This window comes from Novosphingobium sp. SG707 (assembly GCF_012275515.1).
GTDB lineage: Bacteria > Pseudomonadota > Alphaproteobacteria > Sphingomonadales > Sphingomonadaceae > Novosphingobium.
In genome coordinates, this window is record NZ_JAAZQL010000003.1 from 423,894 (window position 1) to 446,335 (window position 22,442).

Below are 22,442 nucleotides of genomic sequence, written 5' to 3' on the forward strand. Positions count from 1 at the left end.
AGCCAACCAGTCACGGGCCTGTTCCTCATTAGCAATCATATCAGGCCAGCTTCCTTGCATGCACCAACAGCGCCGCCAGAGCCGCCGGAGTCACCCCCGCCACGCGCCCCGCCGCCGCCAGATTTTCCGGACGCGCCCGCGTCAGGCGTTCCACCATCTCGCTCGAAAGACCGGCGATCTGGCCATAGGGAAAGTCCTCAGCCAAAAGCAGATGCTCGTTCGAGCGCAGGTCGGACAGCTCCCTCTCCTGCCGCGCCAGATAGGGGGCATAGAAAGCGTCCTCGGCCACTTCCTCGATCAGCGTCGCGTCCACGTCCAACGCTTCGCCCAGCCATGGGGCCAGACGGTCGATGGAGATGCCATCAAAGCGCAACCATTCGCGCAGGGGCAAACGCCCCGCATCGGCCTTGGCAGTGATACCCACCGTGGCCAGATCCTGCGCCGTCACGCCCTGCTCCAGCGCGCCTTCCAGCGCCGCCTTGTCCTCCAGCCGCCGGGCAAACCACGCGGAACGTTCGGCGCCAAGGCACCCCACCGCCGCCGCCAGAGGAGTCAGGCGCGAGGTGGCATTGTTGGCCCGCAAGCGCAGGCGGTATTCCGCCCGCGCCGTTAGCATCCGGTATGGCTCGGTCACGCCGTGGAGCGTCAGGTCATCAACCATCACCGCCAGATAGGAATTGGACCGGTCGATCGGCGGAGCCTCTCGCCCCAACACCTTGGCCGCCGCATTCATCCCGGCGATCAAGCCTTGCGCCGCCGCCTCTTCATAGCCGGTCGTGCCATTGATCTGGCCCGCGCAATAGAGGCCCGGGATCGCCCGCAGCTCCAGCGAGCTGCGCAGGGCGCGCGGGTCGATATGGTCATACTCGACCGCATAACCCGGCACCACCATCTCGACCTGCTCCAGCCCTTCCATGTGGCGCAGCATGGTCAATTGCACATCGGCGGGCAGGCTGGTCGAAATGCCGTTGGGATAGACCAGATGGGTCGAGAGGCCCTCGGGTTCGAGGAAGATCTGATGGCCCTCGCGGTCGGCAAAGCGGTGGATCTTGTCCTCAATGCTGGGGCAATAGCGCGGCCCCCTCGCACCAATCGCCCCGCTGAACAGCGGCGAGCGATGGAGGTTAGCCTGGATCGTTTCATGGACGGCGGCGTTGGTCCGCGTGATCGCGCAGGCCAGTTGCGGGTTCACTCGCCGCGTTTCGAGCGCCGACATGCACCAATGCTCGGCATCGCTCGGCTGTTCTTCCAGCCGCACCCAATCGATGGTCCGCCCATCGAGACGCGGCGGTGTGCCGGTCTTGAGCCGCGCCATCGGCAGCTCCGCCTCACGCATCTGGACGGCCAGACGATGCGCGGCGGCCTCGCCAATGCGCCCGCCGATCATCCGCTCTTCCCCGCGAAACAGCGTGGCGCCAAGGAAGGTGCCGGTGCAAAGAATCACAGCCGAGGCCGTCAGCCGAAGCCCATCGGCCAGATCCACGCCCACCACTCGGCCACCTTTCAGCACCAGTGCGGCGACCTCTCCGGCCACCTGAGTCAAGTCGCCTTGCTGGGGCAACATCCGCTGGATCGCGGCCTTGAACAGCTTGCGGTCGGCCTGAATGCGGGGTCCCTGCACCGCGCTTCCCTTGCTGCGGTTGAGCATGCGATAGTGGATCGAGGCGGCATCCGCGGCGCGCCCCATCAGCCCGTCGAACGCGTCGACCTCGCGCACCAGATGGCCCTTGCCCAGACCGCCGATGGCCGGGTTGCAACTCATGGCGCCGATGGCCGAAAGGTCGAACGAGACCAGCGCCACACGTGTGCCCATACGGGCGGTAACGGCGGCGGCCTCTACGCCGGCATGGCCGCCGCCGACCACGATGATGTCGAAATTCTGCATGGGTCTGCCCCTACCCTATGCGGGCGGGCGGGTCAAAAGTTGCGGCGTGTTTCACGTGAAACACACGCTATTTTCCGATGCAGAAGCGTCCGAACAAAGCGTCGAGCATATCCTCCGTCCCCGCACCGCCCAGCAAACGGTCGAAGGCGGAACGTGCGGCGCGCAGATCTTCGGCGGTCAGCAGCAGGTCACCATCGGGGCGGATGGTCGCCAAAGCGGAGGCGGCTTCGGAGAGCAAGCCATGCTGGCGGGCATTCAGGGCCACCTGTCCGGGCTTGGGCATGGCCGCCCGGGCGGTGTCGATCAGGTCCTGTCGCAGGGCATTCACCCCTTCCCCGGTCTTGGCCGAGAGGCGATGGCGGGGGGCGGATTTGGCCATGCGCACGGCGGCGTCGATCCGGGATTCGATCTCCCACGCGCCCTCCGGCCCCTCGCCCTCCGGCCCCAGCCAGAGGACCAGATCAGCCCGCGCCATGACTTCGCGGGCGCGTTCGATGCCGATGCTTTCTACCACATCCGCGCCGTCGTCACGCAGGCCTGCCGTATCGAGAAACTGAAACGGCACCCCGCCCAGCGCCACCGGGCGCATCAAAATGTCGCGTGTGGTTCCGGCCAGCGGCGTGATGATCGCGGCATCATCCTCGACCAGCGCGTTAAATAAGGTGCTCTTGCCCGCATTGGGCGGCCCGGCGATCACCACGCGAAACCCTTCGCGCAGAGCCTCGGCGCGCGGGCGGGACAGCCATTCGCAAAGTTCCACGTGAAACATCGCCAGCGTCGAAGCGAAGGAAGCGGGCAGCGCGCCAACGTCATCCTCATCGCCAAAATCGAGCACAGCCTCAACCTGAGCCGAGAGCATCAGCACACGCTCGCGCCAGCCCTTGACCACAACCGACAAAGCACCGCCCGCCATCGCCACGGCGGCCTGCCGCTGCATCTCCGTCTCGGCGGAGAGCAAATCGCCAAGCCCTTCGGCCTCGGCCAGATCCATACGCCCGTTCAAAAATGCGCGCCGTGTAAATTCGCCCGCCTCGGCGCGGCGCAGCCCCGGCAGAGCCGCCAGCGCCTGTTCCAAGGCCGCGATCACCGCGCGTCCGCCGTGACAATGGATCTCGGCCAAATCCTCGCCGGTCGCCGTCCGCGCGCCGGGAAACCACAGGACCAACGCGCAGTCCAATTCGGCTCCCTCCCCATCGCGCAGGACCATCAGGCTCGCACGCCGCTCCGCGGGCAAGCGCCCGCCCAGCGCGACCAATGCCGCGCCCGCCTGCGACCCGCTGATCCGGATCACCGCAATCGCAGCCGGAGGCATCCCGCTGGAGCAGGCAAAAATCGTGTCCGTCATGAAAGGCTGATCTTACTTCTTGCCGCCGGTCGCCATGCTCGCGCCGGCCTCAAGAATATTCTGGAACATCTTCATGCCCAACTGGCCCATCGGCGCGAACTGCTTGGTGAATTCCTGGATCTGCTCGAGCGAACCGGCGCCCTGCATCGCCTTCATCACCGCATCGACATAGGCCTCATTGGCCCGCGTCACATCGGGCAGGCCCAGAAAGCGACGCGCTTCCTCCGGTGTGCAATCCACCTCGAAATTCATCTTCATCGCCGGGGTCTCCTTATGGCGCAAACCGGAATGGATAAAGACACAGTGGGGGGGGGAAGTCTAGATTTTAGAAAGGAGGAAAGGAGGTTATGCGAGGGTCTAGACCCTCGCGCTCCCGTTACTGTCTGCGTGGCGCATCGGGTTCAACCGCAGCGCACAATACCCAGCATCAGAAATGATAAAGCCTGCGGCGCCCATTGATAGCGCCGCAGGCTTTAAAACCATCGCCCAGATCCACATTCCTGCAAACCCAGGCGCCACCCCATAGCGGGATTGCAAAGGGCCCCCGCCCTTTGCCCGCCAGAGGCAAACTTCGCTTACTGGTTCATCGTCGCGAAGAAGTCCTCGTTGGTCTTGGAGTCCTTCATCTTGTCGAGCAGGAATTCCATCGCGTCGACGGTGCCCATCTGCATGAGGATGCGGCGCAGGACCCACATCTTCGAGAGGTTGCCCTTTTCGACCAGGAGTTCTTCCTTGCGGGTGCCGCTCTTGCCTACGTCGAGCGCGGGGAAGATACGCTTGTCGGCAACCTTGCGGTCGAGGACGATTTCGCTGTTACCCGTGCCCTTGAATTCTTCAAAAATCACTTCGTCCATGCGGCTGCCCGTATCGATCAGCGCGGTGGCGATGATGGAGAGCGAGCCACCTTCTTCGATGTTACGCGCGGCGCCGAAGAAGCGCTTGGGGCGCTGCAGGGCGTTGGCGTCCACGCCGCCGGTCAGCACCTTGCCGCTCGAAGGAACGACGGTGTTGTAGGCGCGGCCAAGGCGGGTGATCGAGTCGAGCAGGATGACGACATCGCGCTTGTGTTCGACAAGGCGCTTGGCCTTTTCGATGACCATTTCGGCCACCTGGACGTGACGCTGCGCCGGTTCGTCAAAGGTCGAGGAGATGACCTCGCCCTTCACGCTGCGCTGCATGTCGGTGACTTCTTCGGGGCGTTCGTCGACCAGCAGCACCAGCAGGAACACTTCCGGGTGGTTGTCGGTGATCGCCTTGGCAATGTTCTGCAGCAGCACGGTCTTACCCGTACGCGGCGGGGCGACGATCAGCGCGCGCTGGCCCTTGCCCTGAGGCGAGATCAGGTCGATCACGCGGGCCGACTTGTCCTTGACCGTGGGATCGAGCGTGTCGAGCTTCAGACGCTCGTTCGGATAGAGCGGGGTCAGGTTGTCGAAGTTGACGCGATGGCGCACCGCTTCGGGATTGTCGAAATTGACGCTGACCAGTTTGGTGATCGCGAAATAGCGCTCGCCATCCTTGGGAGCGCGGATTTCGCCTTCCACCGTGTCGCCCGTGCGCAGGCCCCACTTGCGGACCTGATTGGGCGAGACATAAATGTCGTCCGGCCCGGCCAGATAGTTGGCCTCCGGGTTGCGCAAAAAGCCAAAGCCGTCGGGCAGCACTTCGATCGTGCCCTGCCCGATGATCTCTTCGCCATCCTCGGCCACTTCCTTCAGGATCGCATACATCAGATCCTGGCGGCGCAAGGTGCTGGCGCTTTCCACGCCATATTCCTCGGCCATCTCGACCAGCTCGGCCGAAGTCTTTTTCTTCAATTCTTTCAAATGCATATCAAGGTATTCCTATGAGGTTCGGCCGGCGGGTCTATCGGGCATGGAGAATGCAAGACCATGATGGTGCCGCGTCTTTATCTCGCGCGGCGGTGCCGGTTGCGGATTGAGATAGGGGATTGGGGGGGAGAAATCAAGGAAAGAAGGGGTTGATGCGAGGGTCTAGACCCTCGCGCTCCCGTTACTGTCTGCGTTGTGCCAGAGGTTCAATGCCGGGTGTCGGACGCACCCTCTGAAATGAAAAAGCCTGCGGCGCCCAGTGATAGCGCCGCAGGCCTTCAATCCATCGCCAAATCCAATCCACATCCCTGCGAACCTCGGCACCACCCCATTAACGGGATTGCAAAGGGGTGTTTTTGTGTTCGCATCGCTGATGCCAAAAACCGGTTCCCACTTTTTGGCGCGATGCTCTAGCCCTTTGCCCGCCGGAGGCAAAAACCCCCTCAAACCCCAACTCAAAACGGCTTCAACACCACAATCACCACAATCACCGCCGCCGCCAGCCCCGGCACTTCATTGAGCATCCGCAGCTTCTTTCCGGTCAACCGCCGCTCGCCCTTTGCCAGCGCCTTGGAATAGCCCACCAGCCACATGTGATAGGCCGAAAGCCCCAGCACAGCGGCCAGCTTGATATGGAACCACCCCTGCGAAAAGGCCCCGATCGTGTGGGCCAAGAGCAGCCCCAGCACCCACACGACAATGATCGCCGGCGTCAGGATGATCTTGCGCAGCTTGGCCTCGCGGTCGATCCAGCGGGCTTCCTCGGCCGACCCGGGCTCGCTTTCCTGATGATAGACGAAATAACGCGGCAGCATGAACAGCCCCGCCATCCAGAAGATCACAAAAATGATATGGCCCGCCTTGAGCCAGAGATAGGTCATCGAAAGCACCCATTCCATCGCTGCACCATGGTTTAGCATGGTCGAAAAGTTGGTGTCCGATTTTCCGCTGTCAACAGGATGGCGGCGGAAAACCGGAAGAACAGTGCCTTACGCGCGCTTTACCGTTTCCAGCTGCGCACGACGCTGAGCAATTGCTCGACATGGGCGATGGGCGTGGTTTGCCCGATGCCGTGGCCCAGATTGAACACATGCGGCCGGTCGGCAAAGGCTTCGAGCACGCCGATGGCTCGGTCTTCCAGCTCCTGTCCGCCCGCCAGCAGCAGCAGCGGATCGAGGTTGCCCTGCACCGGCATGTTGGCGGGCAATTCGCGCGCGGCCCAGATCGGGTCGATGGTCTCGTCGATACCCACCGCGTCCACGCCAGTTTCGCGGGCATAGGCCGCCAGTTTCTCGCCGGAGCCTTTGGGAAAGCCGATGATGGGTACGGTGGGGTGCAAAGCCTTGACCGCCTTCACAATGGCCGCATTGGGCGCAATAACCCATTTCTCGAACTCACGCGGAGCGAGAGACCCTGCCCAACTGTCGAACAACTGGATCGCCTCGGCACCGGCCTTGATCTGGCCATCGAGATATTCGACCGTCACGTCCACAACCCCGTCGATGATCGCCTGAAACGCCGCAGGGTCGCGATAGGCATAGGCGCGGGTCTCATGCTGATCGCGGCTGCCTTCGCCATTCACCATATAGGTCGCGATGGTCCAGGGACTGCCCGCAAAGCCCAGCATGGTGGTCTGTGGGCTGATCTGGGCCACAACCTGCCTCACGGTCTCATAGATCGGCGCAAGGCGCTCAGGGACCGCCACAAGCGATTTGAGAGCATGATCGACCAGCCGGGGAGACAGGTGCGGCCCCTCGCCCACCAGAAACTGCAGATCCTGACCCATCGCATAGGGCACGATCAGAATGTCAGAAAACAGGATCGCCCCGTCAAAGCCGAAACGGCGCAAAGGCTGGACCGTAATCTCGGCCGCCGCCGCACTGTCATAGACCAGCGCGAGGAAGCCGCCCTTCTCTGCCCGCAGTTCGCGATATTCCGGAAGGTAGCGTCCGGCCTGACGCATCAGCCAGATCGGGCGCGACACGCCATTGGAACCACGCAACGTATCAAGGAGCAAACCGGGCATCGAGAGAGTCCAATCCAAAAAAATAGATTCTTATTAAAGGGTTCTAGTAAGTTGTTGGCCTGTGGATAGCGGGCATACCGGTTCCTTGCCCGATTTATCCCGAAATGAACAGGGCAAGGCCCTTTGCGACTCCCCAAGAGTCAGGGTCAAGGATTCCTTTTCCCCCTTATCCCCAGCCTGTGGGTAACCCTATTCACATGTCCACAAGTCGCGCAAAGGAGTCCTCCTATCGGGGATCAAACCTATGCCCGAGATTGTCACCAGACCTTTGCCGTGGTTTATGGGCAGGCTTATCCACAAGGCTGAACGGGTTTAGGTACATTCACGAATGACGCGGCTCCATCTCCATTTGCTCTCGGATTCCACCGGCGAAACGCTTGAAATGATCGCCAAGGCCGCGCTCTCGCAATTCGATGATGCCGATGTCGTGCGCCACTTCTGGCCGATGGTGCGATCACAGGCGCATCTCGATCGTATCATCGGCGATATTGCTGCCAACCCCGGTCTGGTGGTTTATACCATGGTCAGCCATGATATCCGCAGGGCGCTGGAGGATCGCTGTCGTACTTTGGGTCTGCCTGCGGTTCCTGCGCTTGATGCGGTGATTGACTCGCTCGAGGCCGCGCTGGGCCAGGAAGCCAAGGGCCGCCCCGGCCGCCAGCACACATTGGACGCGGCCTATTTCGCCCGCGTCGAGGCGATTCAATTCACCATCGCCCATGATGACGGGGTTGCGTGGGAGGATTGGGAAGAGGCCGATATCGTGCTGGCGGGCGTGTCGCGCACCTCCAAAACGCCCACCTCTATCTATCTGGCCAATCGCGGGTTCAAGGTGGCCAATATTCCCATCGTGGTGGAAAGCCCGCCGCCCGGCCTGCTCTATGATCTCAAACGCCCGCTGGTCGTCGGTCTGACCACTGCGCCCGAACGCCTGATTCAGGTGCGCCGCAACCGCCTGCTGACCCTCAACCAGTCGCCCGACACCGCCTATGTCGATAATGATCGCGTGGGGGCCGAACTGCAATTTGCCCGCCGCATGTTTGCCGATAATGGCTGGCCGGTGATCGACGTCACCCGCCGATCGATCGAGGAAACCGCCGCCGCGATCATCAATCTGATCAAGGAGCGGCAGACAGGCCATGACAATCAATCCGGAGCCAAGCCGATCTGATGACTTTTCCTGACCTTGTTCTCGCCAGCCAGAGCGCATCGCGCCGGGCGATGCTGGATGCTGCCGGTGTCGCGCATCAGGCTATCCCGGCGCGCATCGATGAACGCGCACTTGAGGCCGGTCTTGCTGGCGCCGCGCCCGCCGATGTCGCGCTGGCTCTGGCCCAGGCCAAGGCGCTGGCGGTTTGTCCATCGGCGCCGGGCGCGCTGGTGCTGGGCAGCGATTCCCTTGTCGTGGTCGATGGCCGCCGTTTCGACAAACCGGCAAGCCGCGAGGATGCGGCTGAGCATCTGCGCTTCTTTTCGGGGCGAGTGATGGAATTGCATTCCGCCGCCGCGCTGGCCCGCGATGGGGCGGTGGTGTGGGCCCATGCCGAATGCGCGCGCCTGTCGGTCCGCCCGCTCGACGAGGGATTTATTTCGGCCTATCTGGACGCCGAATGGCCCGAAGTGGCCGCCTGCGTCGGGGTGTTCCGCATCGAGGCGCGCGGCGTGCAATTGTTCGACAGCATCGAGGGCAGCCATTTCACGGTGCTGGGTATGCCGCTGCTGGCGGTGCTGGGGGCGTTGAGAGGCTTGAAGTGAACGAGATTACAGCGCCCACGCGGCCCTTTGCCGAAGTGATCGGCGATCCGATTGCCCAATCCAAATCGCCCGCGATTCATGGGCACTGGCTCGAACGACTGGGGCTGGAGGCTGATTATGGCCGCGCCCATGTGCTGCCCGCCGATTTGCCCGCCTATATTGCCGCGCGCCGGGCCGAGCCTCTGTGGCGTGGCTGTAATGTCACCATGCCGCATAAGCAGACGATCATCCCCCTGCTCGACGGGCTGGACCCGCTGGCGGCGCGGATCGGCGCGGTCAATACGGTGGCGGTGAAGGAAGGTGGGCGGCTGATCGGCTATAACACCGATGCGCCGGGCTTTATCGAACCTTTGTTGCCGGTGCTGGGTGATGAGCTGGCGCCGGAAAATGCGCTGGTGATCGGGGCGGGCGGTGCGGCGCGGGCGATTGTCGTGGCGCTGGCCGATGCGGGCATCGCGATCACGCTGGCCGCGCGCGATTCCGATAAGGCGCAGGATTTGCTTGATGAACTGGCGCCGGGCGCGCGGCACAGGGCGGCGGCGTTGGGGGACTTTGCCCGTGGCGGCGATGGCGAATTCGGCATGATCGTCAATGCCAGCCCGCTGGGCATGGTGGGTAATCCGCCTTTGGTGCTGGATCTGAGCCATGGGCGGCCTGCGGCGATTGTTTATGACATTGTCACCGCGCCGCTCGAAACGCCTCTGCTGGCCGCCGCGCGGGCCGAGGGGATGCGCTGCATCGACGGGCTGACCATGCTGATCGGTCAGGCGGGGATTGCCTTTGAGCATTTCTATGGCGCCGATCCTGCGCGTGAGCGTGGCGATGTGGCCCTGCGGGCGATTCTGACGGCATGAAGACCATCGGCCCTAAGATCATAGGCCTGACCGGCTCGATCGGCATGGGCAAATCCACCGTGGCCGGGATGCTGCGCGAGGCGGGCGTACCGGTGTTCGATGCCGATGCCACGGTGCGCGCGCTTCAGGGGCCGGGCGGGGCCTTGCTGCCCGCGATTGAGGCGGAATTTCCCGGCACCACCGGCCCGGATGGCGTGGACCGGGGCAAATTGGGCGCGGCGGTGTTTGGCAAGCCGGAAGCGCTGGCGCGGCTGGAGGCGATTGTCCATCCGGCGGTGGCGATTGCGCGGGAGCAATTCCTTGCGCAACATTGCGACTCACCAATGGTCGTTTTTGACATTCCCTTGCTGTTTGAACGCACCGGGCGCGGGGGAATGGATGTGGTGGTGGTGGTTTCGGCCCCGGCCCCTGTGCAAAAGGCCCGAGTCATGGCCCGGCCGGGCATGAATGAGGCCAAATTCGCCGATATTCTGGCCGCGCAAATGCCCGATGCGGAAAAACGGGCTCTGGCCGATTATGTTTTGGATACAGGCACTTCGCTGGAGGAAACCCGCGCAGCTCTGGCAAAAGTGTTAGACCGGATTAACCATTTGGATGGAAACGCACCCTAATCTCATTTCGGTGAGAATTTTGCTTGTGCAGCCCGGTTTCGAGGAGGATAGATATCACAATGCGTGAGATTATCTTCGACACCGAAACCACAGGTCTGGACCCCAAAAACGGCGATCGGCTGGTGGAAATTGGCTGCGTCGAAATGGTCAATCGCGTGGCCACCGGGGCCACCTATCATGCCTATTTCAACCCCCAGCGCGACATGCCCGCCGAGGCCGAACGGGTCCACGGCCTGTCCGAAGCATTCTTGGCGGACAAGCCGCTGTTTGCGGAAAAGGCCCAGGAATTCCTCGATTTCATCGGTGATGCGCCGATGGTGGCGCATAATGCCGGTTTTGACTTTGGCTTTATCAATGCCGAGCTTACGGCGGCCGGATTCGATCCCATCGGGCTTGATCGCATGGTCGATACGGTCAAGATCGCACGCCAGAAACATCCCGGCGCGAAAAACTCGCTCGATGCGCTTTGCACCCGCTATGGCATCGACCGTAGCCACCGTACCAAGCACGGCGCCCTGCTCGACTCCGAACTGCTGGCGCAGGTCTATGTCGAATTGCTGGGCGGCCGCCAGATTGGCATGGAACTGGCCGCGCAAAGCATTGTTATTACACAGACAGTTTCCGAAACCCACACGCAGGCGCCGCGAACGCGACCCCTGCGCGAGGCCCGCCCCCATGCCGCCAGCCAGGAGGAACTGGACGCTCACGGCGCGTTTTTGAAATCGATCAAGGAGCCGATCTGGCTTCAGTGACTATCAAGAGATAACAACAAGAGGAGTAACAACCATGGACGTTCGCGTTTCCGGTCATCAAATGGAAACTGGCGATGCACTGCGCGTGCATGTTGAGGAGCGCCTGGCGGCGATCATCGACAAATATTTCGCGCGGGCGCTGTCTTCGGTTGTCACCTTCAGCAAGGCCCCGGGCGGTTCGTTCCGCAGCGACATCGTGATGCATGTGCGCCAGGGCCTGATCCTGAAGGGCGCCGGCCTCAGCCACGATGCCCACCATGCCTTTGACCAGGCATCGGACAAGGTGGAAACCCAGCTTCGCCGCTACAAGCGCCGGTTGAGCGCGCGGCAGGAGCAGGCTGCTCATTCGGTTCGTTCGGAAGAAGCGGCCTATACGATTTTCGTCGAACCCGAGATGGAGCAGGACGAAGCCCCCGTCGAGGCGCCGCTGGTGATTGCCGAGCTGCGCGTGGACGTGCCCGAAACCACCGTGTCGGACGCGGTGATGATGCTCGACCTGCGCAACACTAACGCGCTGCTGTTCAAAAACGCTGGCACCGGCAAGCATAATATGGTTTACCGGCGCGGTGATGGGTCGATCGGCTGGGTCGAACCGTCCTGACGAACGTTAACGCGCTCCACGGCCCGGTGCCTTTGGCGCGGGCCGTGGTGTGTTTTTGACCACTGGCAATGGGGCGTTTGGTCAAGGCGGTATGCTGACGAACCAAACCCCTTTGCTTGTTTCGATAAAACCGCTATCGGCCCCGCCGACCCCGCTTGGCTTCTGGCACGCGGGAGAGAAGGCTTAACGAATTTTGGCGATGACCGCGCTGTTCACGCTCCTGCCTGATGCCGTGAGTACGGTAAAAGTCGATAGCAAATCGGCTGTTCTCGATTGCCTGGCTGATCGCTTCGCGGCGGTTTACGGGCTTGATCGGGCGCAGGTGCTTGAGCGTATCCTTGAACGGGAAAATCTGGGCAGCACCGGTTTCGGGCGCGGCGTGGCGATTCCCCATGCCCGCGTGCCCATGGTGGAAAAGCCGGTGGCTGTCTTTTTGCGACTGGCGGCGCCCGTGGCGTTCGAGGCGGCCGATGACATGCCGGTCGATCTGGTGTTCGGCCTGCTCAGCCCCGAGGCGGCGGGCGTGGTCCATCTGCACGCTCTGGCGGCGATTTCGCGGCTGATGCGCGATGACAAGATGCATGCCGCGCTGATGGAGGCACCGGGCGATGAGGCGATCTATGCGCTGATCGCCAATGTGGCCGACCGCGCCGGTTAAGCAGGGCTTTGAGCGAGCGCCTTCCTGCTGGAATAGAAGTTTCCGCGCTTTTGCGTCAGGTTCAGGCCGAGGGCGGCTTTGGCACGATCATCGCGCGCGGCGATCCCGATGCGGGCACGGTGATGGTGGTTTTGTGCGACCGGGGCGGCGATTATCGCGCCTATGAACGGATGCCCAGCGCGGATGGCCACCGAATCTGGCAATGCGCGAAAAGATACAACGCCGAATCGCCCGACGAGTTCCCCGACTGGCTGAAAAAACGCGAGCGTCAGGACAGCGACCTGTGGATTGTTGAACTGGATATCGTGCGCGGTGAACGGTTCATCGGATTAACGGCAGATGACTGATTGACCCTGCGTGGCCTGTTGGGCAACGCGCGCAAGACCTAATCTTGCGAGGGCGGTCTGTCCGGTAATCACACCGGAAAGACAAGCGCGCAGACGGGGGACATCCGGCAAGCGGTCGGGCAGTTTCGGCGCCAGCAATGGCCTAAGACCCTGCTTCACCCTTGCGACAGGCTGTTCACCGCCCATTTGAAATTGTTTATGGCTCTCTTTCTGAAACGCGCCAGTCTGGCCTCGGTTGCTGCTGGTTTTCTCGTTTTGCTTTACAGCGCCGCCGGTTCGGGCGCGGCCGCACAGGAAAAAGCCCTGTCGTCGGTTCAACTGCAACCATCGCTCAGCGTGTTTAACGAGCAGAACTCGTCGGACGCCCTGATCCCCGCCCCGCAGGCACCCGCTTCGCTCGCCGACCTTGTCGCCGCAGAGCCCGAAGCTGCCGCGTCGGAAACGTCGGAAGACATTAATTGTCTGGCCGGCGCGATCTATTTCGAAGCCGGTAACGAACCGCTCGATGGCCAGCTGGCCGTGGGCCGCGTGATCGTCAACCGCACCCGTTCGGGCCGTTTCCCCACGTCCTATTGCGGCGTGGTGTATCAGCCTTCGCAGTTCTCCTTCGTCCATGGACACCACATGCCCGCGATCAAGACGGAATCGCGCAAGTGGCAGAATGCCCTGGCGATCGCCCATATCGCCCATGACAACCGCTGGAAGTCGAGCGCGGAAGGCGCGCTGTTCTTCCACGCCGCCCGTCTGGGCTCGCGCTGGCAGGACAAGGTCCGCGTGGCGCAGATCGAGAACCATATCTTTTATCGTTGATCCTTCGGGACCGATGTTGAAAAGCCCTCCGTCCTTGCCGACGGAGGGCTTTTCTGTATGGGCGCGGCATGAAATCCCCGGCCTCTCCCTGCAATGGCGTTTGCCGCATTCACCCCACGCGCGGGCTTTGCGCCGGATGCTGGCGCAGCGGCGACGAGATCGCGGCATGGCCCACCATGTCGGACGGGGCCAAGCGTGCGCTGCTGGCCGAACTGAAAAAGCGGCGTAAACGCTGATACTGACAGGGCGGCGCAAGTCTGTTAAAGGGCCGCCCATGTCTGATACGCAAACTCTTGAATCCGCCCAAACCGAGACGCCCGAAGCGCTGGTCGCGCGTCTGGCCAAGGCTGGCCGCGCGGCGCAGGTCGTGCTGGCGCGCATGACCACCCCGCAAAAGGCTGCGGCGCTGCTGGCGGCGGCCGATGCCCTGCGCGCGGCGGCGCCGACGATTCTGGAGGCCAATGCGCAGGATATGGCTGCAGGCGCCGCGCGCGGCCTGTCGGGCGCGATGCTTGATCGTTTGAAGCTGGATGCGGGCCGTCTGGCCGGGATTGCCGATGCGGTGGCGGCGGTGGCCGGACTGCCCGATCCCGTGGGCGAGGTGATTTCGCAGGACGAGCGCCCCAATGGCCTCGTTCTGGCGCGGGTGCGCGTGCCGGTCGGCCTGATCGGCATTATTTATGAAAGCCGCCCCAATGTGACGGCGGACGCGGCCGCGCTCTGCATCGGTTCGGGCAATGCCGCGCTGCTGCGCGGGGGCAGCGAGGCGGTGCATTCCAATCGCGCGATCCATGCCGCGATGGTGCAGGGTCTGGTCAGCGCGGGCGTGCCCGAGGCGGCGGTGCAATTGATGCCGACGCAGGACCGCGCCGCTGTGGGCGCGATGCTGACGGCGGCGGGGCTGATCGACATGATCGTGCCGCGCGGGGGCAAGTCGCTGGTACAGCGGGTTCAGGATGATGCCCGCGTGCCCGTGCTCGCGCATCTCGACGGCATTTGCCACACCTATGTTCACAGCGCGGCCGATCCCGACATGGCGCTGTCGATTGCGGTGAACGCGAAGATGCGCCGCACCGGCATTTGCGGTTCGATGGAAACGTTGCTGCTCGATGCTGCCTTCCCTGGTTCGGTCGCGGTGGTTCAGGCGCTGCTCGACAAGGGCTGCGAATTGCGTGGCGATGCCCGCGCCCGCGCGCTCGATCCCCGCGTCCTGCCCGCCAGCGAGGCGGATTGGGATACCGAATATCTCGACGCGATCCTTTCGGTGGCCGTGGTCGATGGGTTGGAGGCGGCGATTGATCATATCGCCCGCCATTCCAGCCATCACACGGACGCGATCATTACGGCTGACGCCGCCGCTGCTGAGGAATTCCTCCAGCGGGTGGACAGCGCGATTGTGATGGTCAACGCCAGCACGCAATTTGCCGATGGCGGCGAATTCGGTCTGGGCGCGGAAATCGGCATTGCCACCGGACGCCTGCACGCACGCGGCCCGGTCGCTCTGGAAGGGTTGACCACCTATAAGTGGCAGGTGCGCGGAACCGGGCAGGTTCGCTCCTGAAAACGCCTGCGCATCGCATCGGCCTTATGGGCGGGAGCTTCAATCCCGCCCATGGGGGCCATCGCCGCATCAGCCTCATGACGCTTGCCGCGCTGGGGCTGGATGAGGTGTGGTGGCTGGTGTCTCCGGGAAACCCGTTGAAGTCGCAGGCCGGCATGGCCCCCTTGCCCGCCCGCGTCGCTTCGGCCCGGACTATGGCGCGGCGCGCGCCGATCCGCGTCTCGGCTATCGAGCGCGAGTTAGGCACGCGCTATACTGTTGATACTTTAGCGCGGATTCGCCGCCGCTGGCCCACAAAATGTTTCACGTGGATCATGGGCGCCGACAATCTCGCGCAATTTCACCGCTGGCGGCGCTGGCGCGATATCGCCCGCGCTATGCCGATTGCGGTTGTGGCGCGTCCGGGCTATGATAGCGGCGCTGTTGCCGGTCCGGCGATGGCCTGGCTGGGCCGATTCCGGCGGCCTGCGGCCAGTTTGAAAAAGCCGGCTGGATGGAGCGCGCCAAGGTTGGTGCTGTTGCGTTTCGACCCCGATCCCCGTTCGGCCACCGCCATCCGGCAGGCCAATCCGGCGTGGGCGCAGGGGGCGATTGCATCATCACTGCGCGATGGCCTGACACGCCGCAAAATTGCCCCGTGGGGACGGGCATGATGCGGCGCGAAGCGGCCTAAAGCGTTCCACATTGATCATTCTGGCACCCCGTCTCCAGCCGGATCGGGCCTGCCACCAGAGAGGAGTTATTCTGACTTACATGCCCGAACCTATCACCCCTTCGACCGCCATCCCGGCGGCGAAACCCGTTTCAACGCTGCCCGAATCCGTTCCCGGTTCGCTGCATGCGCTGATCCTGCAATCGCTTGACGACGATCAGGCGCAGGAAATTGTCTCCATCCCGCTGGAAGGCAAGACCTCGGTGGCCGATCACATGGTGATCGCATCGGGCCGTTCCACGCGTCAGGTGGCCGCGATGGCCCAGCATCTGGCCGAGCGCATCAAGCACGGCGGCTTTGGCCATGTCCGCATCGAAGGTCTGCCGGCGGCGGATTGGGTGCTGATCGATGCCGGCGATATTGTCGTCCATCTGTTCCGTCCCGAAGTGCGCAATTTCTACAATCTGGAACGCATGTGGGGCTTTGACGGACCCAGCGGTGCGGCCTGATCTGAACGACTGATCAGGCTTTTCGGGGGCGCGGCAAAAGGACGGGTCGGCACGATGCTGTTGCATATACTGGCCCGTGGGCGGATTGCCCGCTCGCCCGAAGGAGACATGCTGGACCGTTATCTGAAGCGGATTAGCTGGCCGGTGAAACACACCGAATTGCCGGACCGGGGCGGTACGATTCCCGCCCCTGCCACCCCTGCCCGCCGCGTTTTGCTCGACGAGCGCGGGCGCCAGCTTTCTTCGGAAGAATTTGCCGCGATGCTGGGGCGTTGGCGCGATGATGGCGTGCGTGAAGTGCGTTTTGAAATCGGCGCGGCTGATGGGCATGGCGACGAGGGGCGCGCAGGCGCCGATCTGCTGATCGCCTTTGGCGCGATGACATGGCCGCATCTGATGGCGCGCGCGATGCTGGCCGAACAATTGTGGCGGGCCACCGCGATCCTGTCGGGCCACCCCTATCACCGGGCGAATTGACGGATGCGGGCTGGGGTCTTGCTGATGGCGGCGTTGCTGGCCCCCTTGCTCGCCGGTGCGGCCGGAGCGCAAGGGTTGGACGATCCGGCCCAGACGCGCCGCGATCTGGCCGCCGCGCAGGCGCAGGCCGGGCAGGCGCGCGCGCGAGCCGAAAGGCTGGACCATGACGCCCAGCAGGCCACCGCCGCCGCCGACAAGGCCGCCAAGGAAGCCGCCGCTCTGGCCGCGCGGATTCAGGAGGCCGAGGCGCAGATCGTGGCCGACGAGGCGCGCATCCGCATCATTGAAACACAGCGCCGGGATTTGCGCGCGCAATTGGCGCAAAGGCAGAAGCCGCTGGTCGAACTGACCGGGGCTCTGCAGCGCCTGTCGCGCCGCCCGCCGCTGGTGGCCCTGCTGCGCCCCGGTTCGTTGGCCGACAGCGTGCATACGCGCGCCCTTCTGGAGAGCATGTTGCCGCAGGTTCAGCGCCGCACCGCCGCCTTGCGCAGCGAGTTGGCCCGCGCCCGCGCGCTGCAGGAACAGGCCAAGGCGGCCGAGGCCGCGCTCCATGGCGAAATCGCCGCGCTGGGCACCCGCCGCCGCGATCTGGGTGCGATGGAGGCTCGCCAGCGTCAGGCCGCGCGCGAAGCCAATGGCGGGGCAAGCCGCGAGGCCGAACGCGCGCTGGCTCTGGCTGAAAAGGCGCGCGATCTGGGCGGATTGCTCGATGGGCTGGAGCAGGCCGCGGCGCTGCGCGACCGTCTTGCCGCGTTGCCCGGTCCGGTGCTGCGCCCTGCGCCAGGCTCGGCAGGGGGGGGGCAGATGGTCAATGAGGCGGCCTATGCCCCCTCGCCCAGCCCGACGCCCACGGCTCTCCCTGATTTCCTGCTGCCGGTGACGGGGCGGCTGGTGTCCGGCTTTGGCGATGCTTCACGTGGAACAGCCGCGCGCGGTATCACCCTGACCGTCCGCGCCCAGGCGCAGGTGGTGGCGCCATCGGGCGGGCGGATCGCCTTTGCCGGCCCTTTTGCCGGTTATGGCCAGATCATCATCATCGATCATCCGGGCGGTTTCACCAGCCTGATCACTGGCCTTGAGCGCATTTCGGCGCAGGTTGGCGACAATGTGGTGGCCGGATCGCCGTTGGGGGCGGCGGGCGGTGGGCGGCCCCAGATTACGCTGGAATTGCGCCGGGATGGCCGACCGGTAAACCCGCTTGATCAACTGCACCATTAAATCTTGCAACATTGGGCATCTGGCATTGTGCGCCCAACCGGGCTAGATTCCCCCGTGATTATCCAGAAAGGCCCCCCATGCGTTCACGTTTAGCCACTCTTGCCCGCGCCGGACTTTTGCTGGGGGCGGTGGCGATGGTGCCGGTGGGCACAGCGGGCCTGGCGGCGGTGGATGGCCGCGTGGCGCCGCAATTTGCCCGGCTTTATACGGTCTACAGCCTGATCAAGGCGCATTATGTCGATCAGACCGATGACGAGAAACTGGTCAAGGGCGCGATTGACGGTATGCTCTCCAGCCTCGATCCGCATTCCTCCTATCTCGACGGGGCCAGTCTTGAGCGGCTGCGCACGATGATCGACGGGGGCTATGCAGGCCTTGGCATTTCGGTGGTGCAGGAGGATGGCGCGGTCAAGGTAGTCAGCCCGATGCGCGGCAGCCCGGCCGAACAGGCGGGGGTCAAGGCGGGCGACTATATCACCCATCTGGACGGCAAGTTCATCGTGGACGGCGATCTGGACGATGCGGTGGCCAAGATGCGCGGCGCGGCAGGCACCCAGATCAAGCTGACCATCTATCGCCCCGGCCGCGAGGAGCCGTTTGACCTGACGCTGACCCGCGCGGTCATCACGCTGGAGCCGGTGACGAGCAAGCTGGAAGCCAATGTGGCGGTGGTGACCGTCAATGAATTCAGCCATGACGTGGGCCGTCTGGTGTTTGAACAGATCCAGAAGCAGCGCGCGGCCTCGGGCAACCGGATGACCGGCGTGGTGCTGGATCTTCGCTCGAATCCGGGCGGCGAGCTGGACGAGGCGGTGGCCCTCTCCGACCTGTTCCTGAGCGGCGGCACGGTGGTGTCGCAGCGCGGGCGTCAGGCGGGCGAGAATGCGGTCTATCGCGCCGAGACCTATTTCCCCGGCGATCTGGTCAAGGGCCTGCCGGTGATAGTGCTGATCGATGCCGGTTCGGCCAGCGCTTCGGAAATCGTTGCGGGCGCGCTTCAGGATCAGCATCGCGCGTTGATCATGGGCGAGCGCAGTTTCGGCAAGGGCAGCGTGCAGACGATGATCCCCATCGACAGCGCCCATGCGGTCAAACTGACCACGGCGCGCTATTACACGCCTTCGGGCCGCAGCGTGCAGGAAGGCGGCATCGAGCCGGACATCCGCGTGCCCCAGATTTCCGACCCCGACGCGCGCAAGCGCAGCGAAAAAGCCCTGCGCGAGAGCGATCTGCGCCGCCATCTGGTCAATGAAAAGGGCGTGGACGACAAGAAGCTGGAGAAGGACAATAATCCCGATCCGCGCTTCAAAATGACGCCCGAGGAATTGACCGAGAAGGGCATCAAGGATTTCCAGCTGTGGTATGCGCTGCAGACGATCAATCGCACGGCGACGCTGGCGGCAAAGGGCAAGTGAGATGAAAAATCTGAGTAAGGCCAACTTGGTCGCTCTGTCGGTGCCGCTGGCGCTGCTGGGCGGGGCCTATGGGTTTCAGTATATAGGGGGCCTTGTGCCTTGCGAAATGTGCTGGTGGCAACGTTATGCCCATTTCGCGGCGCTGGGGCTGGCGGTGACGGCATTCGTGCTGCCGGTGAAGCGTTTGTTCGTGGCGCTTTCGGGGCTTGCTCTGGCGGCGGCCTCGGCGATTGGCGGCTATCATGCGGGGGTCGAATATGGCTGGTGGAAGGGGCTGACGGAATGCACCACCACGGTCAGCTTTTCCAATGGCGGGGATCCTTTGGCCGCGATCATGGCCGCGCCGGTCATCCGCTGCGATGTGGTGCAGTGGAAACTGATGGGCATTTCGATGGCCGGGTATGATTTCCTGATTTCGGGCGCGGCGGCGCTGGTGGTTTTCGCGCTGATGGCGCGGAACAAGGGTTGAGATGGGGAGCGTTGAGATGGCGGTTTCGCAGCGCGTAAAGCGGATGGTGCGCGTCGATCAGGCGGGCGAATATGGCGCGGTGCGCATCTATGCCGGGCAACTGGCGGTGATGGGCGATCGCGGGCCGCATTCGGCCAAGATCCGCGAGATGGAAGCGCAGGAAGTGGACCATCGCGCATGGTTCGACCGGCTGATCGTCGAGCGGCAGGGGCGGCCCACGGTGCTGCAGCCGATCTGGCATGTCGCGGGCTTTGCGCTGGGCGCGGCCACGGCGCTGATCGGGCCGGAGGCGGCGATGGCCTGCACCGCGGCCATCGAGACCGAGATCGACAAGCATTATACCGAGCAATTGGTAGAGCTGGGCGATGAGGACCCCGAACTGGCGGGCCTGATCGAAAAGGCGCGCGATGATGAGCGCGAACACCGCGACACCGCGCTTGCCAACGGGGCCGAGCGTGCGCCCGCCTATCCTCTGTTGTCGGGGGCGATCCGGTTGGGGTGCCGTTTCGCCATCAAGCTGTCGGAACGTATCTAAATTGTTCTGGCTCAAGCCGGGGATGGCTAACTTCAGCTAGCATTCACCCGCTATCGCCAAGGGCTGTGGCAGCCTATAATGCCGCCAAACGCATGAGGAGCCTGTTGCCATGTTTCGCCCGATTCTCACCCTCTCTGCGGTTTTGAGCATGGCTGCTCCGGCCCTTGCCGCCCAACAGAACGCCGCCCAAGCCCAGCCGACCGGCACGCAGATCACCGCGCCGGGGGGCGAGCGGGTCAACATGGTCATCATTTTTGGCGACGATGCCTGTCCGCAGGGCAAGGGCGATGAAATCACCGTCTGCGCCCGCAAGGCCGAGAGCGAGCGCTATCGCATCCCCGAGCCGTTCCGCGAGAACACCGGTGGGCCCAAGAACGAATCCTGGAACAACAAGGTGATCGCCTATGAACGCGTGGGCGCATCGGGCGCGCAAAGCTGTTCGCCGGTGGGTGCGGGCGGGCAGACGGGCTGCGTCTCGCAATTCATCAAGAACGCCTATGCCGAGCGCAAGCAGTCGAGCGACGTGCAGTTTTCCAAGATGATCGAGGCCGAGCGCGAAAAGCGCCTTGGCAAGATCGACGATGAAGCCGCCCGCACCCAGTCCGATGTCGAGGACGAGGAAAAGGCCTATTTCGCCCGCAAGCAGAAGCAGGCCGAAGCTGAAGCAAAGGCCAAGGCAGAGGCCGCGCAGCACGGCCCCCCTGCCCCCGGTCAATAAAGCCTAGACCAGCAATCAGTCGCGGATTTCGACCCAGACGGGCGCATGGTCGCTGGCCTTTTCCCGGCCGCGATGCGCCTTGTCCACGCCGCAGGCCACCAGCCGGTCCGCCAGTTCGGGTGAGAGCAGCGCATGGTCGATGCGGAAGCCATGGTCCTTCTGCCATGCGCCCGCCTGATAGTCCCAATAGGTCCACACGCCGCCATTGGGATTATGGGTGGCGATGGCATCGGTCCAGCCGTCATGCAGCAGGCGCAGATAGGCGTCGCGCGATTCGGGCTGCATCAGCGCATCGTCCGCCATCGCCTTGGGGTTCCAGATGTCGGCATCGGTGGGGATGACGTTGAAATCGCCGGTGACGATGGCGGGGATTTCCAGCGCCTTTAATTCGGCCATGCGGGCGCGCAGACGCTCCATCCAGCGCAGTTTGTAATCAAATTTCGGCCCTGGTTGCGGATTGCCATTGGGCAGATAGATGCCCGCGATCCGCACCCCCCTCACCTCGGCCTCGATATAGCGGCTGTGTTCATCCTCAGGCTCCCCCGCAAGGCCGCGCTGGGTCTCGACCGGCTTCTCGCCCCGCGCCAGGATCGCCACGCCGTTAAAGCCCTTCTGGCCGTGCCAGATCGCCTGATAGCCGATCTTTTCAAACTCATCGGCCGGAAAACCCTCGTCCTGCGTCTTGATCTCCTGAAGGCAGGTGACATCAGGCTGCGTTTCCTCCAGCCACTCCAGCAGGCGCGGCAGGCGGGCCTTGATGCCGTTGATGTTGAAGCTGGCGATTTTCATGGGTGGGGTCGGTCCTTGGGAAGAGAAGTTTCAGGTGCCTCCGGCGGGCAAAGGGACTCGGTCCCTTTGCAATCCCATGACTGGGATGGTGCCGGTGGCAAACTCAGTCTTCTTTACCGCCGGAGGCAATAATTGAAAGCGGCTTCGCCGCGTGGCGCTTCCCCGCGAATCTCACGCACGCCCATTACGGGGATTGCAAAGGGTCGAGACCCTTTGCCCGCCGGAGGCACCTCTAACTCTTAACCCCTAACCTCAAACCGCAAACGAGGACCCGCACCCACACCCAGCCACGGCATTGGGATTTTCGACCTTGAAGGCCGCCCCGCCCAGCGACTCGACATAATCGACGACGCAGCCCGAAACGAGATCGAGGCTGACCGAATCGACCACCAGCTTGACGCCATCGGTTTCGACCACCGTGTCATCGGCCTCGACGCTTTCGGCCAGGCCATAGCGATATTGGAAGCCCGAGCAGCCGCCCCCCTCGACCGAGAGGCGCAGAGCCGCCGGTTTGCCCTGTTTCTGCGCGATCCACGCGACTCGGGCGGCGGCGGAGGGGCTGAGGGCGATGGTGGGGGCGGTGTCAGTCATGGCCCCAATGTAGGCGCGCGCCCGTCCACTCG

27 protein-coding genes are annotated in these 22,442 nt (G+C 63.6%); 19 read left to right on the forward strand and 8 right to left on the reverse strand.

The genetic code is table 11. From position 1 onward, the window contains the following. Positions 1 to 40 precede the first annotated feature (40 nt). The 6 genes from mnmG to hemE form a co-directional block, all read right to left on the reverse strand. The gene (gene mnmG / locus FHW92_RS10685) at positions 41 to 1,885 is read right to left on the reverse strand and encodes a tRNA uridine-5-carboxymethylaminomethyl(34) synthesis enzyme MnmG (protein WP_168603235.1); all 1,845 of its coding nucleotides are present in this window, start codon (positions 1,883 to 1,885) and stop codon (positions 41 to 43) included. A gap of 67 nt (positions 1,886 to 1,952) precedes the next feature. After that, the gene (gene mnmE / locus FHW92_RS10690; protein WP_168603236.1) at positions 1,953 to 3,230 is read right to left on the reverse strand and encodes a tRNA uridine-5-carboxymethylaminomethyl(34) synthesis GTPase MnmE; all 1,278 of its coding nucleotides are present in this window, start codon (positions 3,228 to 3,230) and stop codon (positions 1,953 to 1,955) included. A 12-nt stretch (positions 3,231 to 3,242) separates the two neighbouring features. Then, positions 3,243 to 3,488 carry a DUF6489 family protein gene (locus FHW92_RS10695; protein WP_172249178.1) on the reverse strand — a complete coding sequence of 82 codons (246 nt, stop codon included), beginning with the start codon at positions 3,486 to 3,488 and terminating at the stop codon, positions 3,243 to 3,245. A gap of 317 nt (positions 3,489 to 3,805) precedes the next feature. Further along, entirely contained in the window at positions 3,806 to 5,062 is a 1,257-nt protein-coding gene (gene rho, locus FHW92_RS10700; RefSeq protein ID WP_168603237.1) for a transcription termination factor Rho, read from the reverse strand. 455 nt (positions 5,063 to 5,517) lie between these two features. Next, a complete protein-coding gene (locus tag FHW92_RS10705) occupies positions 5,518 to 5,961 on the reverse strand; it encodes a CopD family protein (protein WP_168603568.1) in 444 nt (147 codons plus the stop codon). Between the two features lie 101 nt (positions 5,962 to 6,062). Beyond that, a complete protein-coding gene (gene hemE / locus FHW92_RS10710) occupies positions 6,063 to 7,088 on the reverse strand; it encodes a uroporphyrinogen decarboxylase (RefSeq protein WP_168603238.1) in 1,026 nt (341 codons plus the stop codon). Positions 7,089 to 7,416: 328 nt separating this feature from the next. On the opposite strand from hemE, the gene FHW92_RS10715 reads away from it, so the two are divergent. From FHW92_RS10715 to FHW92_RS10805, 19 genes are all read left to right on the forward strand, one after another. Then, complete coding sequence (locus FHW92_RS10715) at positions 7,417 to 8,259, forward strand: pyruvate, water dikinase regulatory protein (protein ID WP_168603239.1); 843 nt, start codon at positions 7,417 to 7,419, stop codon at positions 8,257 to 8,259. Then, positions 8,259 to 8,843: a Maf family protein gene (locus tag FHW92_RS10720; RefSeq protein WP_168603240.1), complete on the forward strand. Its 585-nt coding sequence runs from the start codon at positions 8,259 to 8,261 to the stop codon at positions 8,841 to 8,843. The genes FHW92_RS10715 and FHW92_RS10720 overlap by 1 nt, the downstream gene beginning before the upstream one ends. Positions 8,844 to 8,848: 5 nt before the next feature. Beyond that, positions 8,849 to 9,697, forward strand: a complete 849-nt coding sequence (gene aroE / locus FHW92_RS10725) for a shikimate dehydrogenase (protein ID WP_168603569.1) — start codon at positions 8,849 to 8,851, stop codon at positions 9,695 to 9,697. Further along, positions 9,694 to 10,308, forward strand: a complete 615-nt coding sequence (gene coaE, locus FHW92_RS10730; RefSeq protein ID WP_168603241.1) for a dephospho-CoA kinase — start codon at positions 9,694 to 9,696, stop codon at positions 10,306 to 10,308. Before aroE ends, coaE begins: the two co-directional genes overlap by 4 nt. A gap of 59 nt (positions 10,309 to 10,367) precedes the next feature. Beyond that, positions 10,368 to 11,060 (forward strand): DNA polymerase III subunit epsilon, encoded by a 693-nt coding sequence (gene dnaQ, locus FHW92_RS10735; protein WP_168603242.1) that lies wholly within the window; start codon positions 10,368 to 10,370, stop codon positions 11,058 to 11,060. Positions 11,061 to 11,094: 34 nt separating this feature from the next. Next, positions 11,095 to 11,661 carry a ribosome-associated translation inhibitor RaiA gene (gene raiA / locus FHW92_RS10740; RefSeq protein WP_168603243.1) on the forward strand — a complete coding sequence of 189 codons (567 nt, stop codon included), beginning with the start codon at positions 11,095 to 11,097 and terminating at the stop codon, positions 11,659 to 11,661. A 199-nt stretch (positions 11,662 to 11,860) separates the two neighbouring features. After that, positions 11,861 to 12,319, forward strand: a complete 459-nt coding sequence (locus FHW92_RS10745; protein ID WP_168603244.1) for a PTS sugar transporter subunit IIA — start codon at positions 11,861 to 11,863, stop codon at positions 12,317 to 12,319. 8 nt (positions 12,320 to 12,327) lie between these two features. Next, entirely contained in the window at positions 12,328 to 12,666 is a 339-nt protein-coding gene (locus FHW92_RS10750; protein ID WP_168603245.1) for a DUF1491 family protein, read from the forward strand. Between the two features lie 198 nt (positions 12,667 to 12,864). After that, positions 12,865 to 13,476: a cell wall hydrolase gene (locus FHW92_RS10755; protein ID WP_168603246.1), complete on the forward strand. Its 612-nt coding sequence runs from the start codon at positions 12,865 to 12,867 to the stop codon at positions 13,474 to 13,476. A 68-nt stretch (positions 13,477 to 13,544) separates the two neighbouring features. Then, positions 13,545 to 13,712 (forward strand): DUF1289 domain-containing protein, encoded by a 168-nt coding sequence (locus tag FHW92_RS10760; RefSeq protein WP_168603247.1) that lies wholly within the window; start codon positions 13,545 to 13,547, stop codon positions 13,710 to 13,712. 38 nt (positions 13,713 to 13,750) lie between these two features. After that, the gene (locus FHW92_RS10765) at positions 13,751 to 15,037 is read left to right on the forward strand and encodes a glutamate-5-semialdehyde dehydrogenase (protein WP_168603248.1); all 1,287 of its coding nucleotides are present in this window, start codon (positions 13,751 to 13,753) and stop codon (positions 15,035 to 15,037) included. Between the two features lie 26 nt (positions 15,038 to 15,063). Next, positions 15,064 to 15,690, forward strand: coding sequence for a nicotinate-nucleotide adenylyltransferase (locus FHW92_RS10770; protein WP_210428446.1), 627 nt, complete (start codon positions 15,064 to 15,066; stop codon positions 15,688 to 15,690). A gap of 100 nt (positions 15,691 to 15,790) precedes the next feature. Further along, positions 15,791 to 16,198: a ribosome silencing factor gene (rsfS, locus tag FHW92_RS10775; protein WP_168603250.1), complete on the forward strand. Its 408-nt coding sequence runs from the start codon at positions 15,791 to 15,793 to the stop codon at positions 16,196 to 16,198. A 54-nt stretch (positions 16,199 to 16,252) separates the two neighbouring features. After that, on the forward strand, positions 16,253 to 16,675 hold the full coding sequence (locus FHW92_RS10780; protein WP_168603251.1) for a 23S rRNA (pseudouridine(1915)-N(3))-methyltransferase RlmH: 423 nt from the start codon (positions 16,253 to 16,255) through the stop codon (positions 16,673 to 16,675). 3 nt (positions 16,676 to 16,678) lie between these two features. Further along, complete coding sequence (locus FHW92_RS10785; protein WP_168603252.1) at positions 16,679 to 17,893, forward strand: peptidoglycan DD-metalloendopeptidase family protein; 1,215 nt, start codon at positions 16,679 to 16,681, stop codon at positions 17,891 to 17,893. Between the two features lie 77 nt (positions 17,894 to 17,970). Then, positions 17,971 to 19,308: a S41 family peptidase gene (locus FHW92_RS10790; protein ID WP_168603253.1), complete on the forward strand. Its 1,338-nt coding sequence runs from the start codon at positions 17,971 to 17,973 to the stop codon at positions 19,306 to 19,308. 1 nt (position 19,309) lies between these two features. Continuing rightward, a complete protein-coding gene (locus FHW92_RS10795) occupies positions 19,310 to 19,777 on the forward strand; it encodes a disulfide bond formation protein B (protein WP_168603254.1) in 468 nt (155 codons plus the stop codon). Between the two features lie 16 nt (positions 19,778 to 19,793). Next, positions 19,794 to 20,312, forward strand: a complete 519-nt coding sequence (locus FHW92_RS10800; RefSeq protein ID WP_168603255.1) for a demethoxyubiquinone hydroxylase family protein — start codon at positions 19,794 to 19,796, stop codon at positions 20,310 to 20,312. Positions 20,313 to 20,421: 109 nt separating this feature from the next. Then, the gene (locus tag FHW92_RS10805) at positions 20,422 to 21,030 is read left to right on the forward strand and encodes a hypothetical protein (RefSeq protein WP_168603256.1); all 609 of its coding nucleotides are present in this window, start codon (positions 20,422 to 20,424) and stop codon (positions 21,028 to 21,030) included. A 15-nt stretch (positions 21,031 to 21,045) separates the two neighbouring features. Here FHW92_RS10805 and xth read toward each other — a convergent pair whose 3' ends face one another. Together xth and erpA are read right to left on the reverse strand one after the other, a co-directional pair. Continuing rightward, complete coding sequence (gene xth / locus FHW92_RS10810) at positions 21,046 to 21,819, reverse strand: exodeoxyribonuclease III (protein WP_168603257.1); 774 nt, start codon at positions 21,817 to 21,819, stop codon at positions 21,046 to 21,048. A 252-nt stretch (positions 21,820 to 22,071) separates the two neighbouring features. Beyond that, entirely contained in the window at positions 22,072 to 22,410 is a 339-nt protein-coding gene (gene erpA, locus FHW92_RS10815; protein ID WP_168603258.1) for an iron-sulfur cluster insertion protein ErpA, read from the reverse strand. Positions 22,411 to 22,442: the final 32 nt, after the last annotated feature.

Coding starts and splice junctions, on each gene's coding strand:
- mnmG (WP_168603235.1), bottom strand. CDS start 1,885: ATGCAGAATTTCGACATCATCGTGGTCGGCGGCGGCCATGCCGGCGTA.
- mnmE (WP_168603236.1), bottom strand. CDS start 3,230: ATGACGGACACGATTTTTGCCTGCTCCAGCGGGATGCCTCCGGCTGCG.
- FHW92_RS10695 (WP_172249178.1), bottom strand. CDS start 3,488: ATGAAGATGAATTTCGAGGTGGATTGCACACCGGAGGAAGCGCGTCGC.
- rho (WP_168603237.1), bottom strand. CDS start 5,062: ATGCATTTGAAAGAATTGAAGAAAAAGACTTCGGCCGAGCTGGTCGAG.
- FHW92_RS10705 (WP_168603568.1), bottom strand. CDS start 5,961: ATGGAATGGGTGCTTTCGATGACCTATCTCTGGCTCAAGGCGGGCCAT.
- hemE (WP_168603238.1), bottom strand. CDS start 7,088: ATGCCCGGTTTGCTCCTTGATACGTTGCGTGGTTCCAATGGCGTGTCG.
- FHW92_RS10715 (WP_168603239.1), top strand. CDS start 7,417: ATGACGCGGCTCCATCTCCATTTGCTCTCGGATTCCACCGGCGAAACG.
- FHW92_RS10720 (WP_168603240.1), top strand. CDS start 8,259: ATGACTTTTCCTGACCTTGTTCTCGCCAGCCAGAGCGCATCGCGCCGG.
- coaE (WP_168603241.1), top strand. CDS start 9,694: ATGAAGACCATCGGCCCTAAGATCATAGGCCTGACCGGCTCGATCGGC.
- dnaQ (WP_168603242.1), top strand. CDS start 10,368: ATGCGTGAGATTATCTTCGACACCGAAACCACAGGTCTGGACCCCAAA.
- raiA (WP_168603243.1), top strand. CDS start 11,095: ATGGACGTTCGCGTTTCCGGTCATCAAATGGAAACTGGCGATGCACTG.
- FHW92_RS10745 (WP_168603244.1), top strand. CDS start 11,861: ATGACCGCGCTGTTCACGCTCCTGCCTGATGCCGTGAGTACGGTAAAA.
- FHW92_RS10755 (WP_168603246.1), top strand. CDS start 12,865: ATGGCTCTCTTTCTGAAACGCGCCAGTCTGGCCTCGGTTGCTGCTGGT.
- FHW92_RS10760 (WP_168603247.1), top strand. CDS start 13,545: ATGAAATCCCCGGCCTCTCCCTGCAATGGCGTTTGCCGCATTCACCCC.
- FHW92_RS10765 (WP_168603248.1), top strand. CDS start 13,751: ATGTCTGATACGCAAACTCTTGAATCCGCCCAAACCGAGACGCCCGAA.
- FHW92_RS10770 (WP_210428446.1), top strand. CDS start 15,064: ATGGGCGGGAGCTTCAATCCCGCCCATGGGGGCCATCGCCGCATCAGC.
- rsfS (WP_168603250.1), top strand. CDS start 15,791: ATGCCCGAACCTATCACCCCTTCGACCGCCATCCCGGCGGCGAAACCC.
- FHW92_RS10780 (WP_168603251.1), top strand. CDS start 16,253: ATGCTGTTGCATATACTGGCCCGTGGGCGGATTGCCCGCTCGCCCGAA.
- FHW92_RS10785 (WP_168603252.1), top strand. CDS start 16,679: ATGCGGGCTGGGGTCTTGCTGATGGCGGCGTTGCTGGCCCCCTTGCTC.
- FHW92_RS10790 (WP_168603253.1), top strand. CDS start 17,971: ATGCGTTCACGTTTAGCCACTCTTGCCCGCGCCGGACTTTTGCTGGGG.
- FHW92_RS10795 (WP_168603254.1), top strand. CDS start 19,310: ATGAAAAATCTGAGTAAGGCCAACTTGGTCGCTCTGTCGGTGCCGCTG.
- FHW92_RS10800 (WP_168603255.1), top strand. CDS start 19,794: ATGGCGGTTTCGCAGCGCGTAAAGCGGATGGTGCGCGTCGATCAGGCG.
- FHW92_RS10805 (WP_168603256.1), top strand. CDS start 20,422: ATGTTTCGCCCGATTCTCACCCTCTCTGCGGTTTTGAGCATGGCTGCT.
- xth (WP_168603257.1), bottom strand. CDS start 21,819: ATGAAAATCGCCAGCTTCAACATCAACGGCATCAAGGCCCGCCTGCCG.
- erpA (WP_168603258.1), bottom strand. CDS start 22,410: ATGACTGACACCGCCCCCACCATCGCCCTCAGCCCCTCCGCCGCCGCC.